At 66.7% G+C, this 23,842-nt stretch carries 23 protein-coding genes and 1 pseudogene; 9 read left to right on the plus strand and 15 right to left on the minus strand.

The genetic code is table 11. The features are described from left to right. Positions 1-222: 222 nt before the first annotated feature. The 5 genes from lepA to GC150_16415 form a co-directional block, all read right to left on the minus strand. On the minus strand, positions 223-2,070 hold the full coding sequence (gene lepA, locus GC150_16395) for an elongation factor 4 (GenBank protein ID MBI1386489.1): 1,848 nt from the start codon (positions 2,068-2,070) through the stop codon (positions 223-225). Between the two features lie 88 nt (positions 2,071-2,158). Continuing rightward, complete coding sequence (locus tag GC150_16400) at positions 2,159-2,569, minus strand: hypothetical protein (protein MBI1386490.1); 411 nt, start codon at positions 2,567-2,569, stop codon at positions 2,159-2,161. 75 nt (positions 2,570-2,644) lie between these two features. Next, entirely contained in the window at positions 2,645-3,430 is a 786-nt protein-coding gene (locus tag GC150_16405; GenBank protein ID MBI1386491.1) for a hypothetical protein, read from the minus strand. Positions 3,431-3,432: 2 nt separating this feature from the next. Beyond that, positions 3,433-3,867 carry a hypothetical protein gene (locus tag GC150_16410; protein ID MBI1386492.1) on the minus strand — a complete coding sequence of 145 codons (435 nt, stop codon included), beginning with the start codon at positions 3,865-3,867 and terminating at the stop codon, positions 3,433-3,435. Positions 3,868-3,925: 58 nt separating this feature from the next. Beyond that, entirely contained in the window at positions 3,926-4,684 is a 759-nt protein-coding gene (locus tag GC150_16415; GenBank protein MBI1386493.1) for a hypothetical protein, read from the minus strand. Positions 4,685-4,798: 114 nt separating this feature from the next. On the opposite strand from GC150_16415, the gene GC150_16420 reads away from it, so the two are divergent. After that, positions 4,799-5,530, plus strand: coding sequence for a haloacid dehalogenase type II (locus tag GC150_16420; GenBank protein MBI1386494.1), 732 nt, complete (start codon positions 4,799-4,801; stop codon positions 5,528-5,530). Positions 5,531-5,887: 357 nt separating this feature from the next. Then, positions 5,888-6,481 carry a hypothetical protein gene (locus tag GC150_16425; GenBank protein ID MBI1386495.1) on the plus strand — a complete coding sequence of 198 codons (594 nt, stop codon included), beginning with the start codon at positions 5,888-5,890 and terminating at the stop codon, positions 6,479-6,481. Between the two features lie 183 nt (positions 6,482-6,664). Here the strand turns inward: GC150_16425 and GC150_16430 are convergent, their stop codons facing one another. Both GC150_16430 and GC150_16435 read right to left on the minus strand, forming a co-directional pair. Continuing rightward, positions 6,665-7,141: a DUF3574 domain-containing protein gene (locus GC150_16430; GenBank protein MBI1386496.1), complete on the minus strand. Its 477-nt coding sequence runs from the start codon at positions 7,139-7,141 to the stop codon at positions 6,665-6,667. A gap of 42 nt (positions 7,142-7,183) precedes the next feature. Continuing rightward, on the minus strand, positions 7,184-7,621 hold the full coding sequence (locus tag GC150_16435; protein MBI1386497.1) for a hypothetical protein: 438 nt from the start codon (positions 7,619-7,621) through the stop codon (positions 7,184-7,186). A 38-nt stretch (positions 7,622-7,659) separates the two neighbouring features. Between GC150_16435 and GC150_16440 the strand changes: the two genes are divergently transcribed. Beyond that, a complete protein-coding gene (locus GC150_16440) occupies positions 7,660-8,754 on the plus strand; it encodes an EamA family transporter (protein MBI1386498.1) in 1,095 nt (364 codons plus the stop codon). A 50-nt stretch (positions 8,755-8,804) separates the two neighbouring features. Here GC150_16440 and ccrA read toward each other — a convergent pair whose 3' ends face one another. The 3 genes from ccrA to GC150_16455 all read right to left on the minus strand — a co-directional run bounded on the left by ccrA (position 8,805) and on the right by GC150_16455 (position 11,649). Continuing rightward, a complete protein-coding gene (gene ccrA, locus GC150_16445; protein ID MBI1386499.1) occupies positions 8,805-10,109 on the minus strand; it encodes a crotonyl-CoA carboxylase/reductase in 1,305 nt (434 codons plus the stop codon). 455 nt (positions 10,110-10,564) lie between these two features. Further along, positions 10,565-11,230 (minus strand): SCO family protein, encoded by a 666-nt coding sequence (locus tag GC150_16450; protein ID MBI1386500.1) that lies wholly within the window; start codon positions 11,228-11,230, stop codon positions 10,565-10,567. Positions 11,231-11,322: 92 nt separating this feature from the next. Next, positions 11,323-11,649, minus strand: a complete 327-nt coding sequence (locus GC150_16455) for a hypothetical protein (protein MBI1386501.1) — start codon at positions 11,647-11,649, stop codon at positions 11,323-11,325. A 201-nt stretch (positions 11,650-11,850) separates the two neighbouring features. Between GC150_16455 and GC150_16460 the strand changes: the two genes are divergently transcribed. Both GC150_16460 and GC150_16465 read left to right on the plus strand, forming a co-directional pair. Then, positions 11,851-13,872, plus strand: coding sequence for a protein meaA (locus GC150_16460; protein ID MBI1386502.1), 2,022 nt, complete (start codon positions 11,851-11,853; stop codon positions 13,870-13,872). A gap of 71 nt (positions 13,873-13,943) precedes the next feature. After that, a complete protein-coding gene (locus GC150_16465; protein MBI1386503.1) occupies positions 13,944-14,864 on the plus strand; it encodes a glyoxylate/hydroxypyruvate reductase A in 921 nt (306 codons plus the stop codon). 10 nt (positions 14,865-14,874) lie between these two features. Here the strand turns inward: GC150_16465 and GC150_16470 are convergent, their stop codons facing one another. The 3 genes and pseudogenes from GC150_16470 to GC150_16480 all read right to left on the minus strand — a co-directional run bounded on the left by GC150_16470 (position 14,875) and on the right by GC150_16480 (position 17,704). Then, positions 14,875-16,050, minus strand: coding sequence for a Rieske 2Fe-2S domain-containing protein (locus GC150_16470; GenBank protein ID MBI1386504.1), 1,176 nt, complete (start codon positions 16,048-16,050; stop codon positions 14,875-14,877). A gap of 69 nt (positions 16,051-16,119) precedes the next feature. Further along, positions 16,120-17,049, minus strand: coding sequence for a hypothetical protein (locus tag GC150_16475; protein ID MBI1386505.1), 930 nt, complete (start codon positions 17,047-17,049; stop codon positions 16,120-16,122). Positions 17,050-17,341: 292 nt separating this feature from the next. Then, positions 17,342-17,704, minus strand: a pseudogene (locus GC150_16480) (VOC family protein). Between the two features lie 240 nt (positions 17,705-17,944). On the opposite strand from GC150_16480, the gene GC150_16485 reads away from it, so the two are divergent. Then, the gene (locus GC150_16485; protein MBI1386506.1) at positions 17,945-18,898 is read left to right on the plus strand and encodes an AEC family transporter; all 954 of its coding nucleotides are present in this window, start codon (positions 17,945-17,947) and stop codon (positions 18,896-18,898) included. A gap of 11 nt (positions 18,899-18,909) precedes the next feature. Here the strand turns inward: GC150_16485 and GC150_16490 are convergent, their stop codons facing one another. After that, on the minus strand, positions 18,910-19,407 hold the full coding sequence (locus tag GC150_16490) for a hypothetical protein (GenBank protein ID MBI1386507.1): 498 nt from the start codon (positions 19,405-19,407) through the stop codon (positions 18,910-18,912). A 99-nt stretch (positions 19,408-19,506) separates the two neighbouring features. Further along, complete coding sequence (locus GC150_16495) at positions 19,507-20,544, minus strand: tRNA glutamyl-Q(34) synthetase GluQRS (protein MBI1386508.1); 1,038 nt, start codon at positions 20,542-20,544, stop codon at positions 19,507-19,509. A 95-nt stretch (positions 20,545-20,639) separates the two neighbouring features. Between GC150_16495 and GC150_16500 the strand changes: the two genes are divergently transcribed. The 3 genes from GC150_16500 to GC150_16510 are packed head-to-tail and all read left to right on the plus strand — an operon-like array spanning position 20,640 to position 23,839. After that, positions 20,640-21,296 carry a DNA-3-methyladenine glycosylase 2 family protein gene (locus tag GC150_16500; protein ID MBI1386509.1) on the plus strand — a complete coding sequence of 219 codons (657 nt, stop codon included), beginning with the start codon at positions 20,640-20,642 and terminating at the stop codon, positions 21,294-21,296. Positions 21,297-21,329: 33 nt separating this feature from the next. Next, on the plus strand, positions 21,330-22,019 hold the full coding sequence (locus GC150_16505) for a hypothetical protein (GenBank protein MBI1386510.1): 690 nt from the start codon (positions 21,330-21,332) through the stop codon (positions 22,017-22,019). Beyond that, a complete protein-coding gene (locus tag GC150_16510) occupies positions 22,016-23,839 on the plus strand; it encodes a hypothetical protein (protein ID MBI1386511.1) in 1,824 nt (607 codons plus the stop codon). Before GC150_16505 ends, GC150_16510 begins: the two co-directional genes overlap by 4 nt. The last annotated feature ends 3 nt before the right edge of the window (positions 23,840-23,842 follow it).

The raw sequence follows: 23,842 nt of genomic DNA on the forward strand, positions 1-23,842 counted from the left end.
AAACTCACTACGGAACCCAATGGGGTTGAGCAACATTTTGGTCGATTTAAACGGAATGCAGTCTGAACAAATACAAATTTCAGTGGCGCTATTTGACCACTACTGGAAGCCCCCATTTCCCTGCAATGCATCTAAGAAACGACATCCGCAAACTCACTTAATTCTCGTCTTAGCGTCGCATCCGGTCACGGCCTCACCTACTTCTCACAGCTTACTCCCCCCTCAATTCCCGTCCATCTTGAGGGCGGAGATGAAGGCGTCCTGGGGGATGTCGACCTTGCCGAACTGGCGCATCTTCTTTTTCCCCTCCTTCTGCTTGTCGAGCAGCTTGCGCTTGCGCGTGATGTCGCCGCCGTAACACTTGGCGGTGACGTCCTTGCGCAATGCCGCGATCGTCTCGCGCGCGATCACCTTGGCCCCGATCGCCGCCTGGATCGGGATCTTGAAGAGGTGGCGGGGAATCAAATCCTTCAGTTTCTCGCACATCCCACGCCCGCGCGCCTCCGCCCGGTCGCGGTGCACGATGATCGAGAGCGCATCGACCGGCTCGCCGTTGACGAGGATGCCCATCTTGACGAGGTTGCCGGTCTCATAGCCGATGATCTGGTAGTCGAACGAAGCATAGCCGCGCGATACCGAGTGGAGGCGGTCGTAGAAGTCGAACACCGCCTCGTTGAGCGGCAGTTCGTAGACCACCATCGCCCGGCTGCCCGCATAGGTCAGCTCGATCTGGCGCCCGCGCCGGTCCTCGCAGAGCTTCAGCACCGCGCCGAGATACTCGTCCGGAACGAGGATCGTCGCGCGGATCCACGGCTCCTCGATGCGCTCGATCTTGACGACGTCCGGCATGTCCGCCGGATTGTGCAATTCGACCATCGAGCCATCGGTCATGAAGAGCTTGTAGATGACGCTCGGCGCCGTCGTGATGAGGTCGATGTCGAATTCCCGCTCGAGGCGCTCGCGTACGATCTCGAGGTGGAGGAGGCCGAGGAAGCCGCAGCGAAAGCCGAAGCCGAGCGCCGCCGACGTCTCCATCTCGAAATGGAAGGAGGCATCGTTGAGCCGCAGCTTGCCCATCGCATCGCGCAGGTTCTCGAAGTCCGCCGCGTCCACCGGAAAGAGCCCGCAGAACACCACCGGCTGGGCCGGCTTGAAGCCCGCGAGCGACGTCGCGCACGGCCGCTTGTCGTCGGTCACCGTGTCACCGACGCGGGTGTCCGCCACCTCCTTGATCGAGGCCGTGAAGAACCCGATCTCGCCCGGCCCGAGGCTGCCCGCCATCTCCTGCTTGGGACGAAAGACGCCGACCCGATCGACCGGATGCACCGCCCCCGTCGACATCAGCTTGATGCGCTGGCCCTTCTTGAGGAAGCCGTCGATCACCCTCACGAGCACCACCACGCCGAGGTAGGCGTCGTACCAGCTGTCGACCAGCAGCGCTTTGAGGGGCGCCTGCGGATCGCCCTTGGGCGCCGGCAGGCGTGTGACGATCGCCTCGAGCACGGCGGGGATGCCGAGCCCGGTCTTGGCCGAGATTTCGAGAGCCTCGGACGCGTCGAGCCCGATCACGTCCTCGATCTGCTCACGCACCCGGTCGGGCTCGGCGGCCGGCAGATCGATCTTGTTGAGAACGGGAACGATTTCGTGGTTGTTGTCGATCGCCTGATAGACGTTGGCGAGCGTCTGGGCCTCGACACCCTGGCTCGCGTCGACCACCAGGAGCGAGCCCTCGCAGGCCGCGAGCGATCGGTTGACCTCGTAAGCGAAGTCGACGTGGCCGGGTGTGTCGATGAGGTTGAGCTCGTAGGTCAGCCCGTCGCCGGCGGTGTATTCGAGGCGCACGGTCTGCGCCTTGATGGTGATGCCCCGCTCGCGCTCGATGTCCATCGAATCGAGCACCTGCTCCTTCATCTCGCGCTGCTCGAGCCCGCCGCAGGCCTGGATCAGCCTGTCGGCGAGTGTCGACTTGCCATGGTCGATGTGAGCGACGATGGAGAAATTGCGGATCCGCGCGAGCGGCGTTGCGCCGGGCGCGATGGCGGCCTTGCTGTCGGGTGTGCTGGTGCTCATGGCCGTGGATGTAGCACTGGCCTAGGCCGGGTCAAGCGGAGGCATCGGTTGTGCCCGCCCGCCTCGCGCTGTGAGCGCCTCGGCTGCCTCATCCGAGCGCAACGCTTGGCACCCAGAGATAGCCGTCCGGATCGATCAGACAGCACTCGCGCAATCCGTGCGGCTTGTCCATGCTGCCCGCGAGCACGATGTGCTCGCCCGCCCGCGCCCGCGCTTCCGCGTCATCGGGATCGCACCCGTAGAGCCTGAGTTCGACGCCGGCGCCGCGCCCCTCGAGCCCGGCAACGAGCCCCGAGACCGGATTGTCCAGATAGGTGTGGTCGGCGTGGAGCATGTACATCGCCCCCTGGTTGGTCAGGATCGCGAAGTCGGGATCACTGTAGACGACCGCCGAGGCCAGCACGTCGCGATGGAAGGCGAGCGCCCTCTCGACATCGGCAACGAGGAGGTTGACGCCGAGCCCCTTGGCGATCCCCCGCCCGAACCGGGCCGCATCCATGAACGGCTCGCCGACGCGCTTCTTCATCGCGGACCTCCGATCGCTCCGTCTGTGGCACCCAGATGCCCGCCGACGCTACTCCATCAGCATGCCCGGGGCCATTGTCATCTGATCGAGCATCGCCCGCACCCGTCCGAGCCGGGGATCATTGCGCGAAACCCGCCCGGCGAGCCCGCCGATCGGATCGTCCGCACCGAGCACGCGCGCCAACACCAGGGGGCCGGCCGCCGGATAGAGGTCGCGCCCGCGCGGATTGGCGATGGTGAGCACGGCGCCGCGAATATCGGTCTCGCCGAAGGAGATGTGGTAGGCTGTGATGAGGCGCGCCGAGCCGCGATCGAGTGTCACGAAATGCACGAGCGTCGAGCCCGGTGGCACCATGACGACCCCGCGCTGGCCATAACCCGGATTGCGGTCGACGAACACCAGCCCCGGCTCGCCCTCGTCCCAGGCGATCGAGAACGGATAGACCATCACCTCCGGCGTGCCCGTGAAAGTTGGGCGCACGCAGCGGTATTCGCCTTCGTAGTGCGAAAAGATCGCGCGGCTGTAGCCGCCGAGGCTGGTTGCCGCAACGCCGCCCGCGCCCGCGACGGTTGCCGCCGCGCCCGGGGGCTGGGCCGGACCTGGAGATGCTGGTCCCTCCAGCCCGAGCACCGCCTCGACCTTGACCAGCGTCTTGCGAGAATATTGGCCGCGCAGCAGACGGAAGATCGTCGACTCCCCGACCAGTGAGCGGTCCGCCAGCAGCCGCTGCGACCAGCCGCGCCGCTCCATCTCGCCGCGGATCCGCTCGACCGCGGGATCGCACGCGACCGCACCCGCGCCCGCCCCCGCATGTCGCTCGCTCCCGTCACCCACCGTCATTCTCCGGCGATCGCGGTGAACACCAGCGTCTCGTCGGTATGGCCTTCGACGCGGCAGGAGACGGTGGCCCGATCGGGCGCGCGCGCCGTCATGACGACCTTCGCGCCGTCCGCCGAGACCCACCCGCTCGCGGGATAGTCGATGCGCCCGCAGGTGACCGATTCCCGACCGATTTCGCCCGCGATCTCGCCGCCCCGGTTGACCGAGCCGCGAAAGAGTTCATCGCCCGTCCGCCAGCCGTGCAAGCGCATCAGGCCGCGCGGGTCGACATAGCGGAACACCCACTGCGAGCCTGCGACGGCCAGCTCCATCCGGCTGCCGTTGTGCATCCAGTAACGATGCGCCGGCCGCACCGTGATCTCCCCGTGGAGATGATGCGGCAGCGCCGCGGCGGAATCTCCCGCCACGAGGCCGAGCACCAGGGCGAGCATGCCGGCCGCCTCGCGCACCCCTGGACGCCCCGGGGGCGCGACAGCGTGCCGGCGCCCCTCACGCCCTGAAGTCACTGCCCTCGTCATCGAGGATGCCCATGATTTCGCGGAGGTGGTTCTCCGGCCCATTCTCGTAGGTCATCCATTGTTGCATGGTCTTGCGCGCGACCTCGTCACTGACGACGAGCAACTCGCGCCCGGTCATGTAGGCCGTCACGAGCGTCTCGGCCGCCCGCTCGAAATAGTAGAGATCGTCGAACGCCCAGGCGACGTTCGGCCCCGAGACCATGACACCGTGGTTGCCCATGACGAGGATCGGCTTGTCGCCGAACCGGCCGCACACCCGCTCGGCCTCATCGCCCATTCCCATCCCGTCGTAACCGTCGTCGAAGGCGAGGCGATCGTAGAACCGCATCGTGTTCTGGTCGATCGGCGGCATGCCCGGGTCCTTCAGTGTCGCCAGCACCGTGGCGTACTTGGAATGCACGTGCATGACGCAGCGCGCCTCGCGGCTGCGCCGGTGGATCGCCCCGTGCAATGCCCAGGCCGTGACATCCGGCGCGTCGGGCCGGTCCATGGTCTTGGGGTCGTTCGCATCGAGCAGGATGAGGTCGGACGCGCGGATCCGCGAGAAGTGCCGATTGCACGGGTTCATGAGGAACTTCGTGCCATCGTCGTTGACGGCCAGCGAGAAGTGGTTGGCCACCCCCTCGTGCATGTTGAGCCGGGCCACCCAGCGGAACGTGGCGGCGAGCTGGCAACGCTGCTCGTGGTAGGGATCGTTGTGGTGGAGTTGTGCGACGTGCAGAACCGACATGGTGCTCCTCTATCGGGTTGCGCCTCGGATTCCACTTCAGCTTTACCCGGCCCGGCCGATAAAGCAAAGTCCGCCCCGAACGCCGCCAACGCCCCAGACACCCGAGAGGACGCCATGCCCCGCAAGCTCACCGACTTCAAGGTCCTGACCTTCGACTGCTACGGCACCCTGATCGACTGGGAGAGCGGCATGTTCACCGCCCTTGCGTCGCTGACCTCGCGACTGCCGACCCCCCTCTCGCGCGATGCCATCCTCGAAGCGCACGCCCGCCACGAGAGCGCCCAGCAGGCCGACACGCCCGCGATGCGCTATTCCGAGCTGCTTGCCGTGGTCTATGCGCGCCTTGCCGCCGAATGGGGGCTGACGATCACCAACGCCGAGGCCGCCGCCTACGGCTCTTCGGTCGGCAACTGGCCGGCCTTTCCCGACAGCGCCGGCGCGCTGAAGGACCTCCAGAAGCACTTCAAGCTGGTGATCCTCTCGAACGTCGACCGGGCGAGCTTTGCCCGCTCGAACGAGAAGCTCGGCGTCACTTTCGATGCCATCGTGACCGCCGAGGACGTCGGCGCCTACAAGCCCTCGGACCTCAACTTCGACGAACTGCTGCGCACGATCACGGCGATGGGCCTGACGAAGGGCGACATACTGCACACCGCCGAGAGCCTCTTTCACGACCACGTGCCGGCCGCCCGCCATGGCCTCGCGCGTTGCTGGATCCATCGCCGTCACGCCCAAGGCGGTTTCGGCGCGACCCGCCCCGTCGACAACGCCCCCGACGTCGACTTCCGCTTCACCAGCATGCGCGAGATGGCGGATGCCGTGGCGAAGGAAGCCGCGGCGGGGTAAGGGGAGGGGAGTGGGTTGGGTCGTTCAAACGTGGGCTTGTGGGGAAACGATACTGAACGGCTGAATTGCGTTAATAAATCGTACAAAGAGGCAAGCACCCGAAGTGGGCATTGGTGCTTTGCGTCTTTTATGCAGTTTGTGCATTCTCTCGATATCCACAGTTGGTGCACTTCAGCCTTTGGCAACAACACGCGAGCCACTCCAAAGAGCGCATATGATCACCTCAACAATCCATGTTGACAAGCGCTTCCCGGGACCTCAAACAAGCCCCCGTCGCGACTGATTGATGGCTGGCGCTCTGCGCCAGCTCATATCCTGTCGACGTTTGACGCTCAATTGACGGCGATAATCGTTCAGATGGAATGTGATGACGATATGAACACGCGCAGACTAAGGCGCCTGCTGAAATGTTGTAAATTTCTATTTAGAACAATTATTGGAGGCAATCGTCTGCTCGCCTTTGTTTTTTATCTTTCCGTATTTTCATCCGTATTTTGGGCGATCTTGTTTTGGGAGCACTACGAGAAACTTCCCATGCATCTAGACAAAGCATGCGAGTCGACAGTCGACAGCGGCCTTGCTGGTTGGAATCGACTCGTGTGGTTTGCTGCAACGATTGCAATCGCTTTCAGCTTGGCATCCGGGTCCAGCAAGAAATTTTATGGACTTTCTGTGGCTTATTACGTTCCCTGGATTGTAGTTTTCATAAATGCGCAAATGTTTACGACATATATTCAATATGGGATTGTGTCGTCATCTGGCGATCCGGTGACCGCCTCCGACGTTCTCTATTTTACAATAATAACTTTTACAACGGTGGGCTTCGGAGACTTTCAACCGTGCCCGGCTGCTCGGCTATTTGCAGCACTCCACGGCTTCTTCGGAATTATCTGCGCGGCGTTGATAGCTATTTCATTGTCCAAGGCCGCCGATTCCACAAAGAATACTTGACCTACACCTCCAAAAATTGCGCCACGCTTGTTCGATTGCAGATGACTCGCAGGGATCGCGTTCACAAATCTCCACACAACGCATTAGGTTTGCTCAGCGTTGCAGCATATGCTCAGTTCCGACACGAGTCACCCTCCAGCCCATCCCCGGCTCGATCGCAATGCGAGCCCTCCCCACTCCCCCTCAAAAACTGACGCACGAGGCGCTGTCGATGCGCATCACCGAGTCCTGCCGGAACGCGGCCTTGTAGGCCGTGCGGATGGCTTCGATGCGCGCCTCGGCGTCAGCCGAGGGTCGATAGAGGATGATGACGAGGCGCGATAATTCCCTGACGATCACCTGCTCGGAATTGCGCCACTGGCCATAGCCCGAAAGGATCGTGAGCCCGTCCGGAAAGCGCGGCGTCACCTCGCGCCCGACGAAATCGAACCACTCGGCATCGGTCACCTCGGGGCCACCCGCTCGCGACATCCCGAAATAAAGCTCGAGCCGCGCCATCGACGCCGCGTCGGCGGGGCAGGTGAAGCCTGGCGCGATGGAAAAGCCGCCCTCTTTGGCATCCGCCGGCAGGCCGCCGGCAAAGGCAAGGACAGTGAGGATCGAGAGGATCGGGTTACGCATGGAACTTGTCCGGCTCTGGCATGGATCGATCGACCGCATCGGCAGTTTGCTCTGGCAGCTTTGGCGCGAAACGAAAAGCGATCACGGCTTCGGCGGCGGCGCCAGCCGCTGCCGCCGGCCCGCAGCCAACCATACCCCGGAGACGACGACCAGCCCCGAGACCCCGACCGTGAGGCCGACCACGGCCAGCGCCAGCATCGTCCACCAGCGCTCGGGTGCGATCGGCTCGGGTGCCAGCGCGTGGCCGACCGTGGTCCACGCCGCGATGCCACCGACGCCGAGACCCCCGAGCGCGACCACCCAAGCCGCCGAGAGAGCGGCCGTGCGGGCCCGCGAAGCCAGCGGCCACCATGCCGCCAGCCGCCGCGCGAGCCACGAAGCGAGCGCCAGCGCCGGCATCCCGAGCACGATGAGCCCGCCCGCATCGATCAGAACCGTCATGACGTGGTCGGCGAACCCCTGGCCGTGATGCTCGCCGACATGGGCCGCGGCCGGCCCGGCCGCCGATAGCACCATCATCGCTGCTGCGAGCCCCGCACCGAACCACACTGCGAGCCATGCGCGGTGTGCACGCCTGCTCCGCCACGCACCCGCCCGTTCCAGCATCGTGTCGACCTCGTCCTCGTCATCGTGATAGTGAGCCCCACGCTCTCCCCTCTCGAGGCGACGTGGAGCGCCAGGGGAGAAACATGACCGATACGGCAGGCGAGGCCGGCGGAAAAGCGCTTGACCCGGACGCTTCGGCGCCCCGCTCCCAGCGCCTCGGCGTGCTCCTGGCCGTCGCCACCACCTTCGTGTTCACGATCCAGGACGTCCTGACCAAACTCCTCATCGTCGATTATCCGGTGACCCAGCTGCTGCTGGTGCGCTTCTGGATATTCGCCACCTTCATGGTCGCCATGCTGCTCGCGACCCGCGGCCTTGCCGGTCTGAAAGCGGCCGCCAACGCCAACCGGCCGGGCCTGCAGATCGCCCGCTCCGTGCTCCTTCTCGTCGAGATCGGACTCTTTGCCTCAGCGCTCTATTTCCTCGGCCTCGCGGAACTGCACGCCATCCTCGCCGTCGCCCCCCTCATCGCAACGGCACTCGCCCGCCCGCTGCTCGGCGAAAAGGTCGGCTGGCGGCGCTATCTGGCGGTCGCCGTCGGCTTCGTCGGCGCCCTCGTCATCATCCGGCCCGGCACCGGCGTCTTCGGCATCGGCTCGGTGATCGCGCTCGCGACGTGCTTTTCCTGGGCGCTCTACAATCTGCTGACGCGTCTCACCATGCGCACCGACGGCATGGAGACGGGGCTGCTCTATACCGGCGTCATCGCGGCGCTCGCCGTCACGCCCTTCGGCATCGGCGACTGGCGGCCCATGACCGGGGACGCCTGGACGCTGCTGATCGCCCTCTCGCTGACGGCGATCGGCGGCCATGGCCTGCTGATGCTGGCCCTGCGCCATGCCGACGCCTCGGTCATCCAGCCACTGCTCTATATGATGCTGGTCTGGGCCACGCTGTTCGGCTTTGTCATCTTCAGCGAATTGCCGGACCTCTGGACCGTGGTCGGCGCGGTCATCGTCGTGGCAAGCGGACTGTTCGTCATCTGGCGTGAGCACCAGCTCGCCCGCCGGCAAGCGCGCCAGCCAACGCCAGCGACGGCGGACTGATCACCCGCCGCCTCGTCTGGTCGGCTCGCCGCCGGATCGGAGCCGGCCCCTCAGAGTTGGCCGTTCGCCTCGATGACGTCCTCGAAAGTCCGCAACCCCGACCGAGGCGCATTGACCAGCACCGCCATGTTGCCCGGCAGATGCTGGTTCTTCCACATCCGGGTGTGCGCCTTCGGGATATCGCCCCAGGGGAACACCTCCGACATGCATGGGTCGATACGCCGTTCGAGGACCAGCTTGTTGGCCGCGGCCGCCTGCTTGAGGTTGGCGAAATGCGAGCCCTGCACGCGCTTCTGGTGCATCCAGAGATAGCGCGCGTCCATGGTCAGGTTGTAGCCGGTCGTGCCGGCGCAAATGACCACCATACCGCCGCGTTTGACGACCTGGACCGAGACCGGGAACGTCGATTCTCCTGGATGTTCGAACACGATGTCCGGGTTCACGCCCTTGCCGGTGATGTCCCAGATGGCCTTGCCGAACTTGCGCATCTCCGCGAGCCAGGATTGATACTCCGGCGTTCCCACCTTCGGCAGCTGGCCCCAGCAATCGAATTTCTTGCGGTTGATGACGCCACGGGCGCCGAGCTGCCTGACGAAATCGAACTTGTCGTCCTCCGAGACGACTCCGATCGCGTTGGCGCCCGAGGTGGCGCAAAGCTGGATCGCGAACGAGCCGAGGCCGCCCGACGCGCCCCACACCAATACGTTGTCGCCCGGTTGCAGCTCGTGCCCCTTGTGTCCGAACAGCATTCGATAGGCGGTTGCGAGTGTGAGGGTGTAGCAGGCCGCCTCCTCCCAGGTGAGGTGCTTGGGCCGTTCCATGAGCTGACGGTCCTGAGCGCGGCAAAACTGGGCGAACGAGCCGTCCGGCGTCTCGTAGCCCCAGATGCGCTGCGAGGGCGAGAACATCGGGTCGCCGCCGTTGCACTCCTCGTCGTCGCCGTCGTCCTGGTTGCAGTGGATGACGACCTCGTCGCCGACCTTCCAGCGCTTCACCTTGGAGCCGACCGCCCAGACGATACCGGAGGCATCGGAACCGGCGATGTGATAGGCGTTCTTGTGCACGTCGAACATCGACACCGGCGTGCCGAGACCGGCCCAGATGCCGTTGTAGTTCACACCACCGGCCATCACGAGAACGAGCACGTCGTGGCTGTCGAGCGCCCAGGTCGGCACGACCTCGACCTGCATGGCCTGCTCGGGCGGCCCCTGTCGTTCCTTGCGGATGGCCCAGGCATACATCCTGGATGGCACGTGCCCGAGCGGCGGGATCTCGCCGAACTCGTAGAGGTCCTTCTGCTCCGAACGGTATGCCAGCCTGCCTGGCGCCGCTTGCCCGGCGTCATCCTTGCTCATCGTGTTCGCCCTTGTCCCATTCCGTCATCCGGCCCGCAATTCACCGGTTGCGGGTCGAATGACAGGTTTTCGCATTGCAATAACGATTTCAAGAGAATTCCGCAGTGCAGCATGCCACCCGAAGGAGGGGGGAGCCCCTTGGATAGGGCCATGTTCGCGGCAGGCACATCCGCGCCCACCCTCGAAACGTGGGACGTCTAGAAACAACCGGCCAGCGTCGCCATGAGCCGCTTGAAGAACAGCACTTCGGCGTAGCGCACCTGCAGGATGGCCGCGACCAGGGCCAGCGCGACCGCACCGACAACAGCAACACCCACAACTAGCTTGTCGCCTCGGCTCATGCTCTCGTTCCATGGCCTGCGGGGCCGCCCACCGGCAGAGCCCTTCGGCAAGGCGCCTGCCCGGTGGATATTGCCCACCCGGCGCCGCACCCGCAATCGTCCCATCGGACCGCCTCACGATCCCCCGTGGAGGAGGCGTCGCAATTTTGCGAGCGCCCCTTCGGCCGACTCGCCGAGCCCGATGATGGCGTGGTATCGGCCCGTCGCATCGAGCAGATAGACTCCGGCGGAATGGTCGATGGTGTAGTCGGCCGCCGAACCTTCCAGAACGACCTTGCGATATGTCACGCGAAAGCTCCGCGCGGCCGCTTCGGTGACCTCGGGGCCGGCGTGGAGTCCGACGATCCGCTCGTCGAAAGCAGCAAGGTAGTCCCGAAAGCCGCTGGCATCGCCCTGCGGCACATCGCGTTGGGGATCGAGCGTCACCGCATACCAATCGATCCGTCCGGCGTCCGAACCGAGTGCCGCCATCCATCCCGCCATGTCGGCGAGCGTCGTCGGGCAGACGTCCGGGCAATGCGTGAAGACGAATGTGACGACCGAAGCCCGCCCACGGAGCGCCGCCTCGTCGACCCGCCTGCCGTCCGTGGTCAGATGGTCGAGTTTGGGCCGGATGGCTGGCTCGCGGGCCGTCAGGTCGGCGATCCGATTGCCGAGAGCAGCAACGAGACCAGGCTGGTGGAACGAGACGAGCGCGAGCCCGACGGCCACCCCGACCGCGCTGCCGACGCCCAAAGCGCGCACGCGCGCCCACCTCGGCACGGCCACCTCCCCTCGCACCTACGTCCGCTGCGACCCCGATATCCGGCGACCCGCATTCGATGGCACGCAAGGCCGCTTTCGGCAACTCGCGACGCACGCGAGCCGCCGGCTCAGGCCTCGACCATCAACGGCTCGGCCGGTGCCCGCGCATCCAGCAACGACATGTCGATGTCCGCCTCGAGCAGGAAGACGCCGACCCGGGCACCCGACTGGTGGCGGATTTCGACCGGACCGCGGAATTCCAGCACTTCGATCTCGAGTTCGAAGAAGTAGGGCAGCCGCACCACGCGATCGAGAACCAGCAAGGCCCCCTTTTGGGAAACGTTGCGCACCATGCAGGCGATTGCCGGAAGCCCCCGCACCCTCACCCAGCCGTGCAGGCTGGTGGTGCGACGGCCGAAGCGGCGGCGGTCCCTGCGCGCGCGAGCTGTGCTCATCGCTTCATCCTCATGACAGATGCAGCTCCGGCACCTCTTCCACCGGACAAGAACCTTACACTACACGGAACAACTGACTGGCCCGTTAACCGGTTCGGTACGATCGTCGCGATCACCCCACCCCGCACGATCACGGCTTTTGCATTGCAGCAAGATCTGGCTAGAGTCGCCCGACGGCCAATCAGCAGAACAGGCAAGACCATGGCGGACGACAGGCGCGCGAACACGAAGGATCGATCCGAGGGCAGCTTGTCATCGCCCCGGCGTGACGAGCCATGGCTCATCCGCACCTACTCCGGCCACTCGACGGCCGCGGCATCCAATGCCCTCTATCGCTCAAATCTGGCCAAGGGCCAGACCGGCCTCTCTGTGGCCTTCGATCTGCCGACCCAGACCGGCTACGACGCCGACCACGCGCTCGCGCGTGGCGAGGTCGGCAAGGTCGGCGTGCCCATCGGCCATCTCGGCGACATGCGCACGCTGTTCGAGGGCATCCCACTCGCGCGCATGAACACCTCGATGACCATCAACGCGACGGCCCCCTGGCTGCTCGCCCTCTACATCGCTGCCGCCGACGACCAGGGCGCCGACCGCAAGGCGCTCTCCGGCACCGTCCAGAACGACATCATCAAGGAATATCTCTCTCGCGGCACCTACGTCTTCCCGCCGGCTCCCTCGCTGCGGCTGATCAAGGACGTGATCTGCTACACCTGCCGGGAGGTGCCGAGCTGGAACCCGACGAACGTCTGCTCCTATCACCTCCAGGAGGCGGGTGCGACGCCGGAGCAGGAATTGGCCTACGCACTCGCCACCGCGATCGCCGTGCTCGACACCGTGCGCGCCTCGGGTGAGGTGACACAGGCGGAATTCCCCGCCGTGGTCGGCCGCATTTCTTTCTTCGTCAACGCGGGCCTGAGATTCGTCACCGAGACCTGCAAGATGCGCGCCTTCACCGAACTCTGGGACGAGATCACCCGTGAGCGCTACGGTGTCGCGGATGAAAAGCATCGTCGCTTCCGCTACGGCGTGCAGGTCAACTCCCTCGGCCTCACCGAGCAGCAGCCGGAGAACAACGTCTACCGCATCCTCCTCGAGATGCTGGCCGTGACGCTCTCCAAGGGCGCCCGCGCCCGCGCCGTCCAGCTCCCCGCCTGGAACGAGGCGCTCGGACTGCCGCGCCCCTGGGACCAGCAGTGGTCCATCCGCATGCAGCAGGTCCTCGCCTACGAGACCGACCTCCTCGAATGCGGCGATATCCTCGAAGGCTCGACCGTCATCGCCGCGCGCGTCGCCGAACTGAAGGCCGAGGCACGGCGCGAACTCGCCGTCATCGAGGAGATGGGCGGCGCGGTCGCCGCCATCGACTATATGAAGCGCCGCCTCGTCGAGTCGAACAGCGCCCGCCTCGCGCGGATCGAAAGCGGCGAGCAGATCGTGGTCGGCGTCAACCGCTGGACCGAGACCGAGCCCTCACCGCTCGCCGGTGGCACCGACGCCGCGATCCTCACCGTCCCGGACCACGTCGAGCCCGGACAGATCGCCCGCCTCGAGGCCTGGCGCGCCGCGCGTGATGCCGCCGCCGTCGCCAGTGCCCTCGCCGACCTCGAGAGCGCCGCGCGCGAGGGGCGAAATATCATGGAGCCCTCGATCGCCGCCGCCAAGGCCGGAGTGACGACCGGCGAGTGGGGCGCCTGCCTCAGGTCCGTCTTCGGCGAATACCGCGCCCCGACCGGCGTCGGCCAGGCCCGATCGGCACCGACGGACGGTCTGGAAGGCGTGCGCACCGCCGTCGAGGCGGCCTCCGCCCGGCTCGGGCGCAGGATCAAATTCTTGGTCGGAAAGCCCGGTCTCGACGGTCACTCCAACGGCGCCGAGCAGATCGCGGTGCGCGCCCGGGACGCCGGCATGGAGGTCGTCTACGAAGGCATCCGCCTGACGCCCGCCCAGATCGTCAACGCCGCCCTCGAAGAGAGCGTCCACGTCGTCGGACTTTCCATCCTCTCCGGCAGCCACGTCGCGCTCGCGAGCGAGGTGGTTGACCTCATGCGCCGGGAGGGCCTCGGCGACGTGCCGGTCATCGTCGGTGGCATCATCCCGCCAGAGGATGCCTCGAGGCTGCGGAGCGCCGGCATCGCGGCGGTCTTCACACCGAAGGACTACCAGCTGAACGAGATCATGGCCGAGATCGTCCGCCTCGTGGATGGAACGGCCGCCGCGGCGTGAGCCGCCATGACGCAACCCCGGCGTTGCCGGCGGGCGATGTCCGTCTGCTTGCCAGGCAAGGAGTTGAAAGCATGTCGAGGTTGCTCGTCGCCGCAGGTGGAAAATGGGATCCGGCCCTGCGTGATCTGGCCCCGGAGATCGAACTGCGGCGCACTGACGACATGGGCGACCCCTCGGCGATCGACTATGCGCTCGTCTGGATGCCGCCGGAGGGGCTCCTCGCCTCGCTGCCCAACCTCAAGGTGATCTTTTCCGCCGCGGCCGGCGTCGACCACATCCTGCGCGATCCGAGCCTGCCGCGCCATCTGCCCATCGTGCGCATGTCGGACCCCTACCAGGGCGCCATGATGGCCGAATACGCGATCTACGCCGTCCTGCATTTTCACCGCTTCTTCGACGTCGTCGCGCGCAGCGAGGCCGAGCACCGCTGGGACGAGCAGCCGGTCATTTATACGCCTTCCAAGACCGTCGGCGTCCTCGGGCTCGGCGCCATCGGCCAGGAGGTTGCGCGCAGGTTCGCCCTGCTCGGATTTTCCGTGCGCGGCTGGGGTCGCACGCCGCGAATGATCGAAGGTCTGGCGACGCACCATGGCCCGGCCGGCCTCGCCGAGATGCTGCCGCTCTGCGACTACGTCGTCTGCGCGCTGCCGCTGACGCCCGAGACGAAAGGTCTGATCGGCGCCGATTTCCTCTCCCGGATGCGGGCGGGCAGCGCGCTCGTCAACATCGGTCGCGGCGGCCACGTTGTCGACGACGACCTCATTGCCGCGATCGACAGCGGCCACCTGCGTGGCGCGTTCCTCGATGTCACTTCGCCCGAACCGCTGCCGGCCGCTCACCCTTTCTGGTCCCATCCGCGAATCCGCATCACGCCCCACATGGCTGGCGAGTTGCATCCGCCGACGGCGGCCCGCTCCGTCATCGCCAATATCCGACGGTTCGAAGCGGGCGAGCCGCTGTCGAATGTCTACGACGGCGATCGCGGCTATTGACGAGGCGCCTTCATTCGCCGAGTTCGGCGCGCACCCAGTCCTGGAAGCGCTTGACGAAGTATTCCTCCGGCATCAGCACGCCCTGCTCGAACGGCGCGGCGTGCAGACCGCGCTGATTGAGTTCGCTCACCGCCGCGTCCTGCTCCATGACGAGCTTTGCGAAATCGACCACGTTCGTCGTGTCATAGTCCGGATCGGCGAGTGTCTCGGGCGGGAAAAGCCATTCGGCGACGAGTTCGGTCTGCTCCGGCCCTTTCGGCAGCATGTGCACGATCCGCATGTGGTCGGGATATCCGGCGATGAACATGGAGGGCCAGATCGTCGCATAATGGTGTCCGCGCGCGAGATCCGCCGCCGAGAGGGATGGAATGACGCGGCCCTGCGCGCGTCCATCCATCGACCAGGTCTCGGCGCCCTCGCGCATCCCGCCCTTGTAGCGTGGGTCCGCGTCGTCCTGATGCTCGACCCAGTCCGGCAGGTCACGTGCGAGCATGATGCGCCGGGAATACATGGGCACGAGATCGACCAACTCGGGATGCACATTCGGGCAGTGCAGGCACTCGTTGAAATTCTCCCAGAACGTCTTCCAGTTGCAGTTCATCACCGTGCGCCAGGTGTGCCCGACCACGAGATCCTCGAGCGGGAAATTGGCGAGGTTTTCGGCATCGCGCTGGAAAACGGTGCGCGCATCGAACGTGGCGTTCGCGTCGAGATTGATGAAGACCGAACCGCGCCACTCCCCGAGCGCCACGGGAAACAGGGAATAATCGCCCTTGGAGAATCCCTCCGGCTCGCTGAACGAGGTCGTGCGCACCAGCCGCCCGTCGTCGGCCGCGAACGACCACTGATGATAAGGGCAGACGAGGAGCTTCGACTTGAGCCGGCCCTCGTGCTGTGTGCAGAGGAGCGAGCCGCGGTGCCGGCAACTGTTGTAGAAGGCCTTGAGCACCCCTTGCCCGTCGCGCAAGACGACGATGTTCTGGTCCCCGACCGTGAGCGTGCGATAGCAGAGCGGCTCGGCGAGCGCGGTGCTCCGGCACACGTACAACCAGCCGCGCCGCCAGATCGTGGCGAGTTCGCGGGCGTGGTGGGCCGGATCATGATACCAGCTCGCCGGCAACGACGGCTCGGCCCGCTTCAGGGCATTGTATTCGACATCCTTTTCCTGGATGCGGCGCTCGGACATCACGGCCCTCCAAAATGCTTGCCCGCCCATTCGTCCCGACGTGCGGCCGGCCGTTCCGGCCGGCCGCGCCTAGCAGCGCGCGAGCACTCCGTTCAGCTGCCTGCCCGAACAGAATATTCCGCCCCAGTGGTATCCAATGCGACCGCCCTGGAAGCGGATCCGGTACCAGTAGTAGCCATTCATCTCCACGCCCGAGTTCAGCAGGACGGTGATCGGCTCGCCTTCGCGCAGCGAGGCAACACGCGGGCGCTCGATATATGGCCCCTCGCGCACGATGCCACCATAGGAGCGGCCCGGCATCGGCATGAGGTTGTTCTCGTCCACCACGACCTGGGCGATGCAGCCGTCTGTTTCGGGCACCTGTACGAAGCCCGGTCCGCAGGGATCCTCGCCATCGACGTTCGCGTTGCGCTGGCAGCGCCCGTTGACCAGTTCGAAGCCGACCGGGCACTGGTCGCCCTGCCCGCCGTTCTGGTTGCCGGCATAGCCGCCACCGCCGCCCGCATAACCGCCGCTGCCTCCGCCGCCGCCGGCGTAGCCTCCTCCGTTGCCCCAACCGCCCGCCGAGCCACCCGACGAACCACCGTTGTCGTATGAACCACCCGCCGACCCGCTGTTGTCGTAAGAACCGCCATCGGCCTGTGTGTCGCCGCTCGAGCCGTCTCCGCCCTCGAGCTGCGCGATGCGCTCGTCATAGGCGTTCGCGATGCAGATCACATCGTTGCGGCAGGCGTTGCGCGAGATCAGCCAGCCACGCTGCTCGTTTCTGAGATTGCGTAGCGCGGCGCCATGGAATTGTGCCCCGAACTGCTCGTAGACCACGTTGAGGATACGATCCAGGCGGATCAGAAATCCATGCCGGCAGATGGTTCGCTCCGCCGCACCCTGCGGATTATCGCAGAAGTCGGCGGCGCGCGCCGGAGCGGGCGCCAATCCGAGCAGCACGAGCACGAAGAACGCACCGGCTGGTGCAGCCCACGGTCTGCGCACAATACCCATTTGCCTTCTCCCTGCGGGGGTGGCGATTGCTTCGGCGCTCCGCCGGTCGCCGTCCCGAGACGACTTCGCCGCCAGTTGACCACCACGCCGCACGGCGCGCAATCCCCCTGCCCGGCCCAGCGCTCGGACCCGGTGCGCAGCGAAAAAAAAGGCACCCCCGGCGGGGGTGCCCCGTCATGCCCGACCTATGCGACCCGCTTCAGCGCTTGTCGCCCTTCTCGGCGTCGTCGTCGTCGTCATCCTCGTCGTCGTACTCGTCGTCGTCGAAGTCGTCGTCGTCGATGTGCTCCGAAGTCATCAATCCGATCGCCGCGCCGGTTGCGTCCGACACGACGGCCATCCGACCGACCCCGTCGACATCGAAAGCCTCCCGAAGCACGGTGCCACCGGCTGCCTTGACGCTCTCGATGCGGCTGTCGACGTCGTCCACCTCGAGGTAGCTGAACCAGTGCGAGGGCGTTCCAGCCGGCAGATTGGCCGGCATCTGCATGATGCCCGCCACGGCCTCGTCGCCCATCACCGCGACCCAATAGCTGCCGCCGTCGGGCATCAGCATGCGATCGTATTCCCAGCCCACGGCCTCGGCGTAAAAGGCCTTGGCCCGCTCGACGTCGTGGGTGATCAGTTCATTCCAGCTGAATGTCGCATGAATCATGGACACGCTCCTCGTTGAAATCGTTAGGCGGCCTCGCCCGTGACGGCGCGCCGCGGCGCGCGCGACCCTACGCCTCCGGGCAGCGACACCCAAGGGAATTCTAGCGATACCCGGCACCGCCGGCGCGCGCGCCCTCTCGCACCTCGGGCAAGGGGTGCGCACCCGGCACGGCTCGGCTATGGAGGGGCGCCGTAGGGAGCACCATGCCCTCCACGCCCCGCGCTTTTGGATCTCTCCGCGATGCTCGCCGAAACGCTGTCCGAGGTTCTTTCGACGGTGACACCGGTCTTCGGTCTCATCGCGCTCGGCTATGCGAGCGCGCGCACCGGTCTCCTCGCGGCCTCCGCCGGCGCCGGCCTTTCCGCCTTCGTCTTCACCATCGCGATGCCGGCCCTGCTGTTCCGCACCCTCGCGACGGTCGAGGCGCCGCCTGCCGATCAGGTCCTTCTGCTCGTCGGCTACATGAGCGCGGTGGCGGCGACCTGGCTCATCGCCAGCCTCGTATCGCTCTTCGTCCTGCGGCGGCCGCCGTCCGACAGCGCCGCCATCTCCATGGCCGCGGCCTTCGGCAACACCGTGATGCTCGGCATTCCGCTGGTTCTCGGCCATTTCGGCGAAGCCGCCCTGGCCCCGCTCGCGGCCATCATCGCCATCCACGCGCCGTTGCTCTGGCTCGCCGCGACGCTGCAGATCACTTGGACGACACCGCGCGCGGCGACCTCGACGATGGAGACGCTGCTCGCGCTCACGCGCGATCTCGCCCGCAACCCGATCATCCTCGGCATTGTCCTCGGCTCGCTCTATGGCCAGACCGGCCTGCCGATCCCCGGCGTCGCCGACAAGCTTCTCGCGCTCCTGGCCGCAGCCGGCGTGCCCGGCGCGCTATTTGCCCTCGGTATGAGTCTGGCGCAGTATTCCCTCACGGCGCAACCGGCGAGCCTACTGGCCACGACCGCGATCAAGCTCGTCATGATGCCCGCCCTCGCCTGGCTGATCGCCGGTCCGCTGCTCGGCCTCGCGCCCCTCTGGATCGGCGTCATCGTGCTGCTCGCGGCGGTCCCGACCGGCGCCAATGCCTACCTATTTGCGAGCAAGCACGAGTGCGCGGTAGGCACCGTCTCGGGTGCCATCGCATTGGGCACTCTGATCTCGTTCGCCACCATCTCGGCACTTCTCGTGCTGCTGTCGCCCTGACGTCGAGGGCCTCAGGCGGCGACGGGCTCTTCCACGTCGCAGCCGGCAGCGAACGGCCCGTCGCGGACCACCGCACGGGCGGAGCCACCCACTCGGATGCGCTCCATCTCCGAGCGGATATCTCCGATGGCGAGTTCGACGTAGTCGAGCTTGGCCGCCGCCTCGATATGGCAGCGACCGGCGGTGCGCGAGCGCTCGGCCGCGCGCGCGACGTGCTGCTCCAGCTTGCCCAGTTGCGCGCGCGGCGTCAGGACCGGCGGCTCGCCATGAGGCACGACCATCGGCACGCTCACGGCCTGGCCGTCCTTGCGGCGCCGCAGCCCGGCGCCCGCCTCCATGATCCGCCGCCGGGCCGCATCCCAGAACGCCGCGATCGCCCGCGATGCCCGAACCAAGCGCACCCGGATGGGATCGCCGACAAGCAGGCCGACCAGCGCCGCCGCGATCAGGAGGGAAAAGCATGACCAGAGCCCGGCCGGAGCGGCGTTCGATCTGAGGCGTTCGGACATGCGATGGTATTCCAGTTCACTCGTCGATCGGGATGGCGCCGGATGGATTCGGCTACCGCTTCGAGAGAACTTCGTCCGGAATTGTTAAAATACTGTTGTTCAATGTTTTTCGTGATAACTCTCCGGCGTCGGCCAACCGACCGCACCGTCACCCGCGCCAGCGGCGAGGTGCATGCCAATCGCGGCCTCACAGAGCGCGCGAATTTCCTCCACCGTGACGCCGGCCCGCCGGAGGCTCGCGAGACTCCGGTCGCCCGCGCTCTTCGATAGTTTTCGTCCACTATCGTCCCTGAGGAGACCATGATGATGATAGATCGGCGGCGTGATCCCGAGCAGCGCCTGCAGCAGTCGGTGGAGATCGGTCGCCCGCTCGAGGTCGGCGCCGCGCGTGACGTGCGTGATCCCTTGCGCCGCATCGTCGACGACCACGGCGAGATGATAGCTCGTTGGAGTGTCACGGCGCACGATGATCGCATCTCCCCAGATGGCGGGATCGGCCGGCCGTTGCCATGACTTTCCTTCCGCATCGAAGCTTTCGATCATCAGCGGCCACGACCCGCGCTGACGCGCCGCCGCGATCGCCTTCCCCATGTCGATACGCCAGGCCGGACGATCACCGCGCGCGAGTCGCTCTTCGATCTCGCCGGGTGTCAGCTGGCGGTCGCCCCCCGGGTAGTGCGGCTGGCCATCGGGGTCCACCGGCCAGCTCTCGGCGCGCAACGAGGCCTGCGCGGTTGCCTCGTCCACCGCGGACCGAACCTCACCGCGGCTCTGGAAGCTCGCATAGAGGAGGCCCGCCCCCTCGAGCCGTCCCGCCGCCTCGCCATAGAGCGCAAAGCGCTCCGACTGGCGCACCACCTCGCCCGACCAGGCGAGCCCGAGCCAGGTGAGGTCATCCATGATGCCGCGAACATAGGCCTCGCGCGTGCGCACAGTATCGATGTCCTCGATCCGCAGCAGAACCTCGCCGCCGAGCCGATCGGCGAAGGTCCAGGTAACGAGCGCGGAAAGAGCATGGCCGGCGTGCAATGGGCCGTTCGGGCTCGGCGCGAACCGGAGGCGAGGGCGCCGCGCTCCATCCGGCGAGCCTTGCGCTGGCCTCGCGTTCTTGGGAACAGTCTCCCGGCCCTTCGTCACGTCACGCCTCCGGATCGCCGTCCGGGCGTTGCATCGATCGAGCCCTCATCGGAACCGGAGCCCATCGCTTGCAGCCGCCCGCAACCATCGAGACCATGGCCGACATCGAGGTCGGCGTGAAGGCGCTGGCGGCGCACTGCCCTGCCATGGCACGCGCGTGGCGCGTCGCCGGACTGCCACCGCTGCGCCGTGACGCCGGCGGTTTCGAGGGGCTCGTTCGGATCGTCATCGGCCAGCAGGTCTCGACCGCGAGCGCGCGGGCGATCCATGCGCGGTTCGCGAATGCCCTCCAACCCCTGACGCCTGGGACGGTACGATCCGCGACCGACGACGAACTGCGCGCCGTCGGACTGAGCCGTCCCAAGATCGCGACCATCCGCGCCGTGGCTGAGGCTTTCGCGACGGGCGCTATTGCGGCGGACGATCTGGCTGGGCTCGGGGAGGACGAATTGCGCCGCCGCCTGCTGGCGATCCATGGCATCGGGCCGTGGAGTTGCGACATCTACCTCCTGTTCGGGCTCGGGCGTGTCGACGCATTCGCGCCGGGCGACCTCGCGCTGCAGGTGGCGGCGGGCGAACTGTTCGATCTCGAAACCCGCCCGGACGCGCGGGCCCTCGCTCTGTTGTCCGAACGCTGGCGCCCGTGGCGCGGAGTCGCCGCGCGGTTGCTCTGGGCTTACTATGGCAAACGGCGAGAGGGTGCGGCCACCGCCACCGAGGCGCAGGAGATCGCCCCGGGCATGCCGATCTAGAACGACCAGCGCGAGGGGAGGCGCGGCGAGCCGATGACCAAGGCAACTCTGGACGGGCCGCGCTTCGGGCCCTCGAACGGCGGCCCGCCGCGCCACCTCGTCGTGCTCCTTCACGGCTACGGCGCGAACGGCGACGATCTGATCGCGCTCGCTCCCCCGCTCGCCGAGGCACTGCCGGACACTGTGTTCGTTGCGCCAGACGCGCCGGAGCGCCTGCCGTTCGAGGTGTTCGGCGGGCGCCAGTGGTTCGCTCTCTCGGACCTTTCGCCGCGTGAGATCGCGGCCGGTTCCGCCGCTGCCACTCCACCGCTCGAGGCGTTCCTTTCTGCCGAGTTGGCCCGCTGGAGCCTGCCGCCCGGAGCGCTCGCCCTCGTCGGATTTTCCCAGGGCACCATCATGGCCCTGCACGCCGGGTTACGCCGCACCGTCGCCCCGGCCGCCATCGTCGGCTTTTCGGGCGCCCTCGCCGCTCCCGACCGGCTTGCCGGCGAAATCCGTGCCCGTCCGCCGGTTCTCCTCGTTCACGGCGCCCTCGACGATGTGATCCCGGCGGCCGCGAGCGGGCTCGCCGCCCGCGTTCTCGAAGGCCTCGGCGTCGCAGTCGAAACGCGCATCCGCCCGTCGCTCGGCCACGGCATCGACCCCGAGGGCCTAGAGCTGGCGCGCGCCTTCCTCGCCCGCGCGCTCGGCAGGGCTCCCGAGGGACCGGAGCAAGCCGAATGACCACACCCACCGGCGCCTCGGTGCTCCCCGACCGTGAGCGGATTTTGCCGGCGGGTCTGCGCCCCGGCGCCGAATTGTTGGCGGAGGGCCGTGAGCAGGCGGGCAGGACGCTCCTCGGCTCCTGCCCATTCCTCACGGCCAACGGGGTCGTATGCGAGCACGACTTCAAACGCCGGATGGCCGCCGATGGCCGCATCATGCAACACGCACAGATCGGTTTTCGCAGCCTCGAGCGCACCGTCACCGCGGCCCGCGAGGTACATGCCCGTGCCGGAGAGAGAGGCGCCCGCGTCGACCGCTACGGCATCTGCCTCGATTGGACGATGGGGCTTCCGGTCGGCGAACGCCGCGCCGTCCCGGCCGGCACCGGCCTCGTCCTCGACGACCTCGATCAGTTCTATGCCATCAGCCATGCCGCCCCGGTCGCCCCGCACTTCGGCGACTTCGTGCTCGGCTTTCCGGCGGCCCTCGAGAACACCCGCGCGGCCCTCGCCGCCGGCTCGACGGCCATCGGCAACCTCGGCCAGTATTTCGCGTTCCGCCTGCCGGGCCGTGACGATGACCGCGCCGCCACCGAGGCGACCGTGATCGCACTCGGCCTCATCGCCGCCACGCCGGCCCCCATCCTCGTGCACTCGAACCTCGACGATGGATTTGCCGCGCTCTTCACCGATCTCGCCTGCAGCCTCGGCGCCGTCCTCCTCGAGCAGCATGCCATCGAGCATTTGATCGGCGCGCGCCTCGCCCACTGCTATGGCCACCATTTTTCCGACCCGGTGCGCCGTGCCGCCTTCCAGATCGCCCTTTCCCGCGTGACCAATGCCCCCGGAACCATGGTCTACGGCAACACCACCGCCTATCGCGGCACCCCATCGGAGAATTTCGCGAGCCTGGCGAGCTATCTCGTCGTCGATCTGGCGGGCCAGCGCCGGTTCGCCACCGGTCACGCCATCAATCCGGTTCCGGTCACCGAGAACGAGCGCATTCCCGAGATCGCCGAGATCGTGGAGGCTCAGTGCTTCGCCCACCGCCTCGCCGAGCGCACCGCCGACCTCGCACCGCTCATCGACCTTTCGGCGGCCGTGCGCCTCGCCGATGGCATCGTGGCGGGCGGCGAACGCTTTCGCGACAACGTGCTCGCCGGCCTTTCGGCGATCGGCATCGACACCACGGACCCTGCCCAATTGCTCGCTGCATTACGCCGTCTCGGGGGACGCCGGCTGGAAGCAGCCTTCGGCCCGGGACCCGCGCCGGACGCGGGTAACCCTCTGCCCCGCCAGCCTCTGGTCCGCTCCAGCATCGTCGACGAGATCGCCGAGATGGCCGCAACGCACCTCGAACGCTGCGATGCGCCGACCCGCGCGGCGATCGCACGAGCCGCGCCACTGGTTCTGTCGGCGACGACCGACATCCACGAGCACGGCAAGATGCTGTTGGACACCGTGCTCGCGCGGCTCGGCGTGCGCGTGCACGACGCCGGCGTCACGGTCACCCCCGACGAACTCGCCGAACTCGCCAGCGCCACCATGCCCGATGCCATCGCGGTCAGCACGTACAACGGCATTGCCCTCGACTTCCTTTCGGCCTTGAATGCGGCCCTCGAAGAACGGGGCCTCTCCATCCCGGTCATGATCGGTGGTCGCCTCAACCAGGTTCCGCCCGGTTCCAACACCAGCCTGCCGGTTGACGTCGGCAGCGAACTCTCGGGCCTCGGAGCCCACGTCTGTCGCTCGATCGAGGACAGCTACAGCGTTCTGGCGGGGCTTGGGCTCGAGAAGCGCTCGGGGTCCATTGCGCGGTCCGGACAGTCGAAGGAGTGAGGT

The organism is Hyphomicrobiales bacterium, assembly GCA_016125495.1.
Classification (GTDB): domain Bacteria; phylum Pseudomonadota; class Alphaproteobacteria; order Rhizobiales; family RI-29; genus RI-29.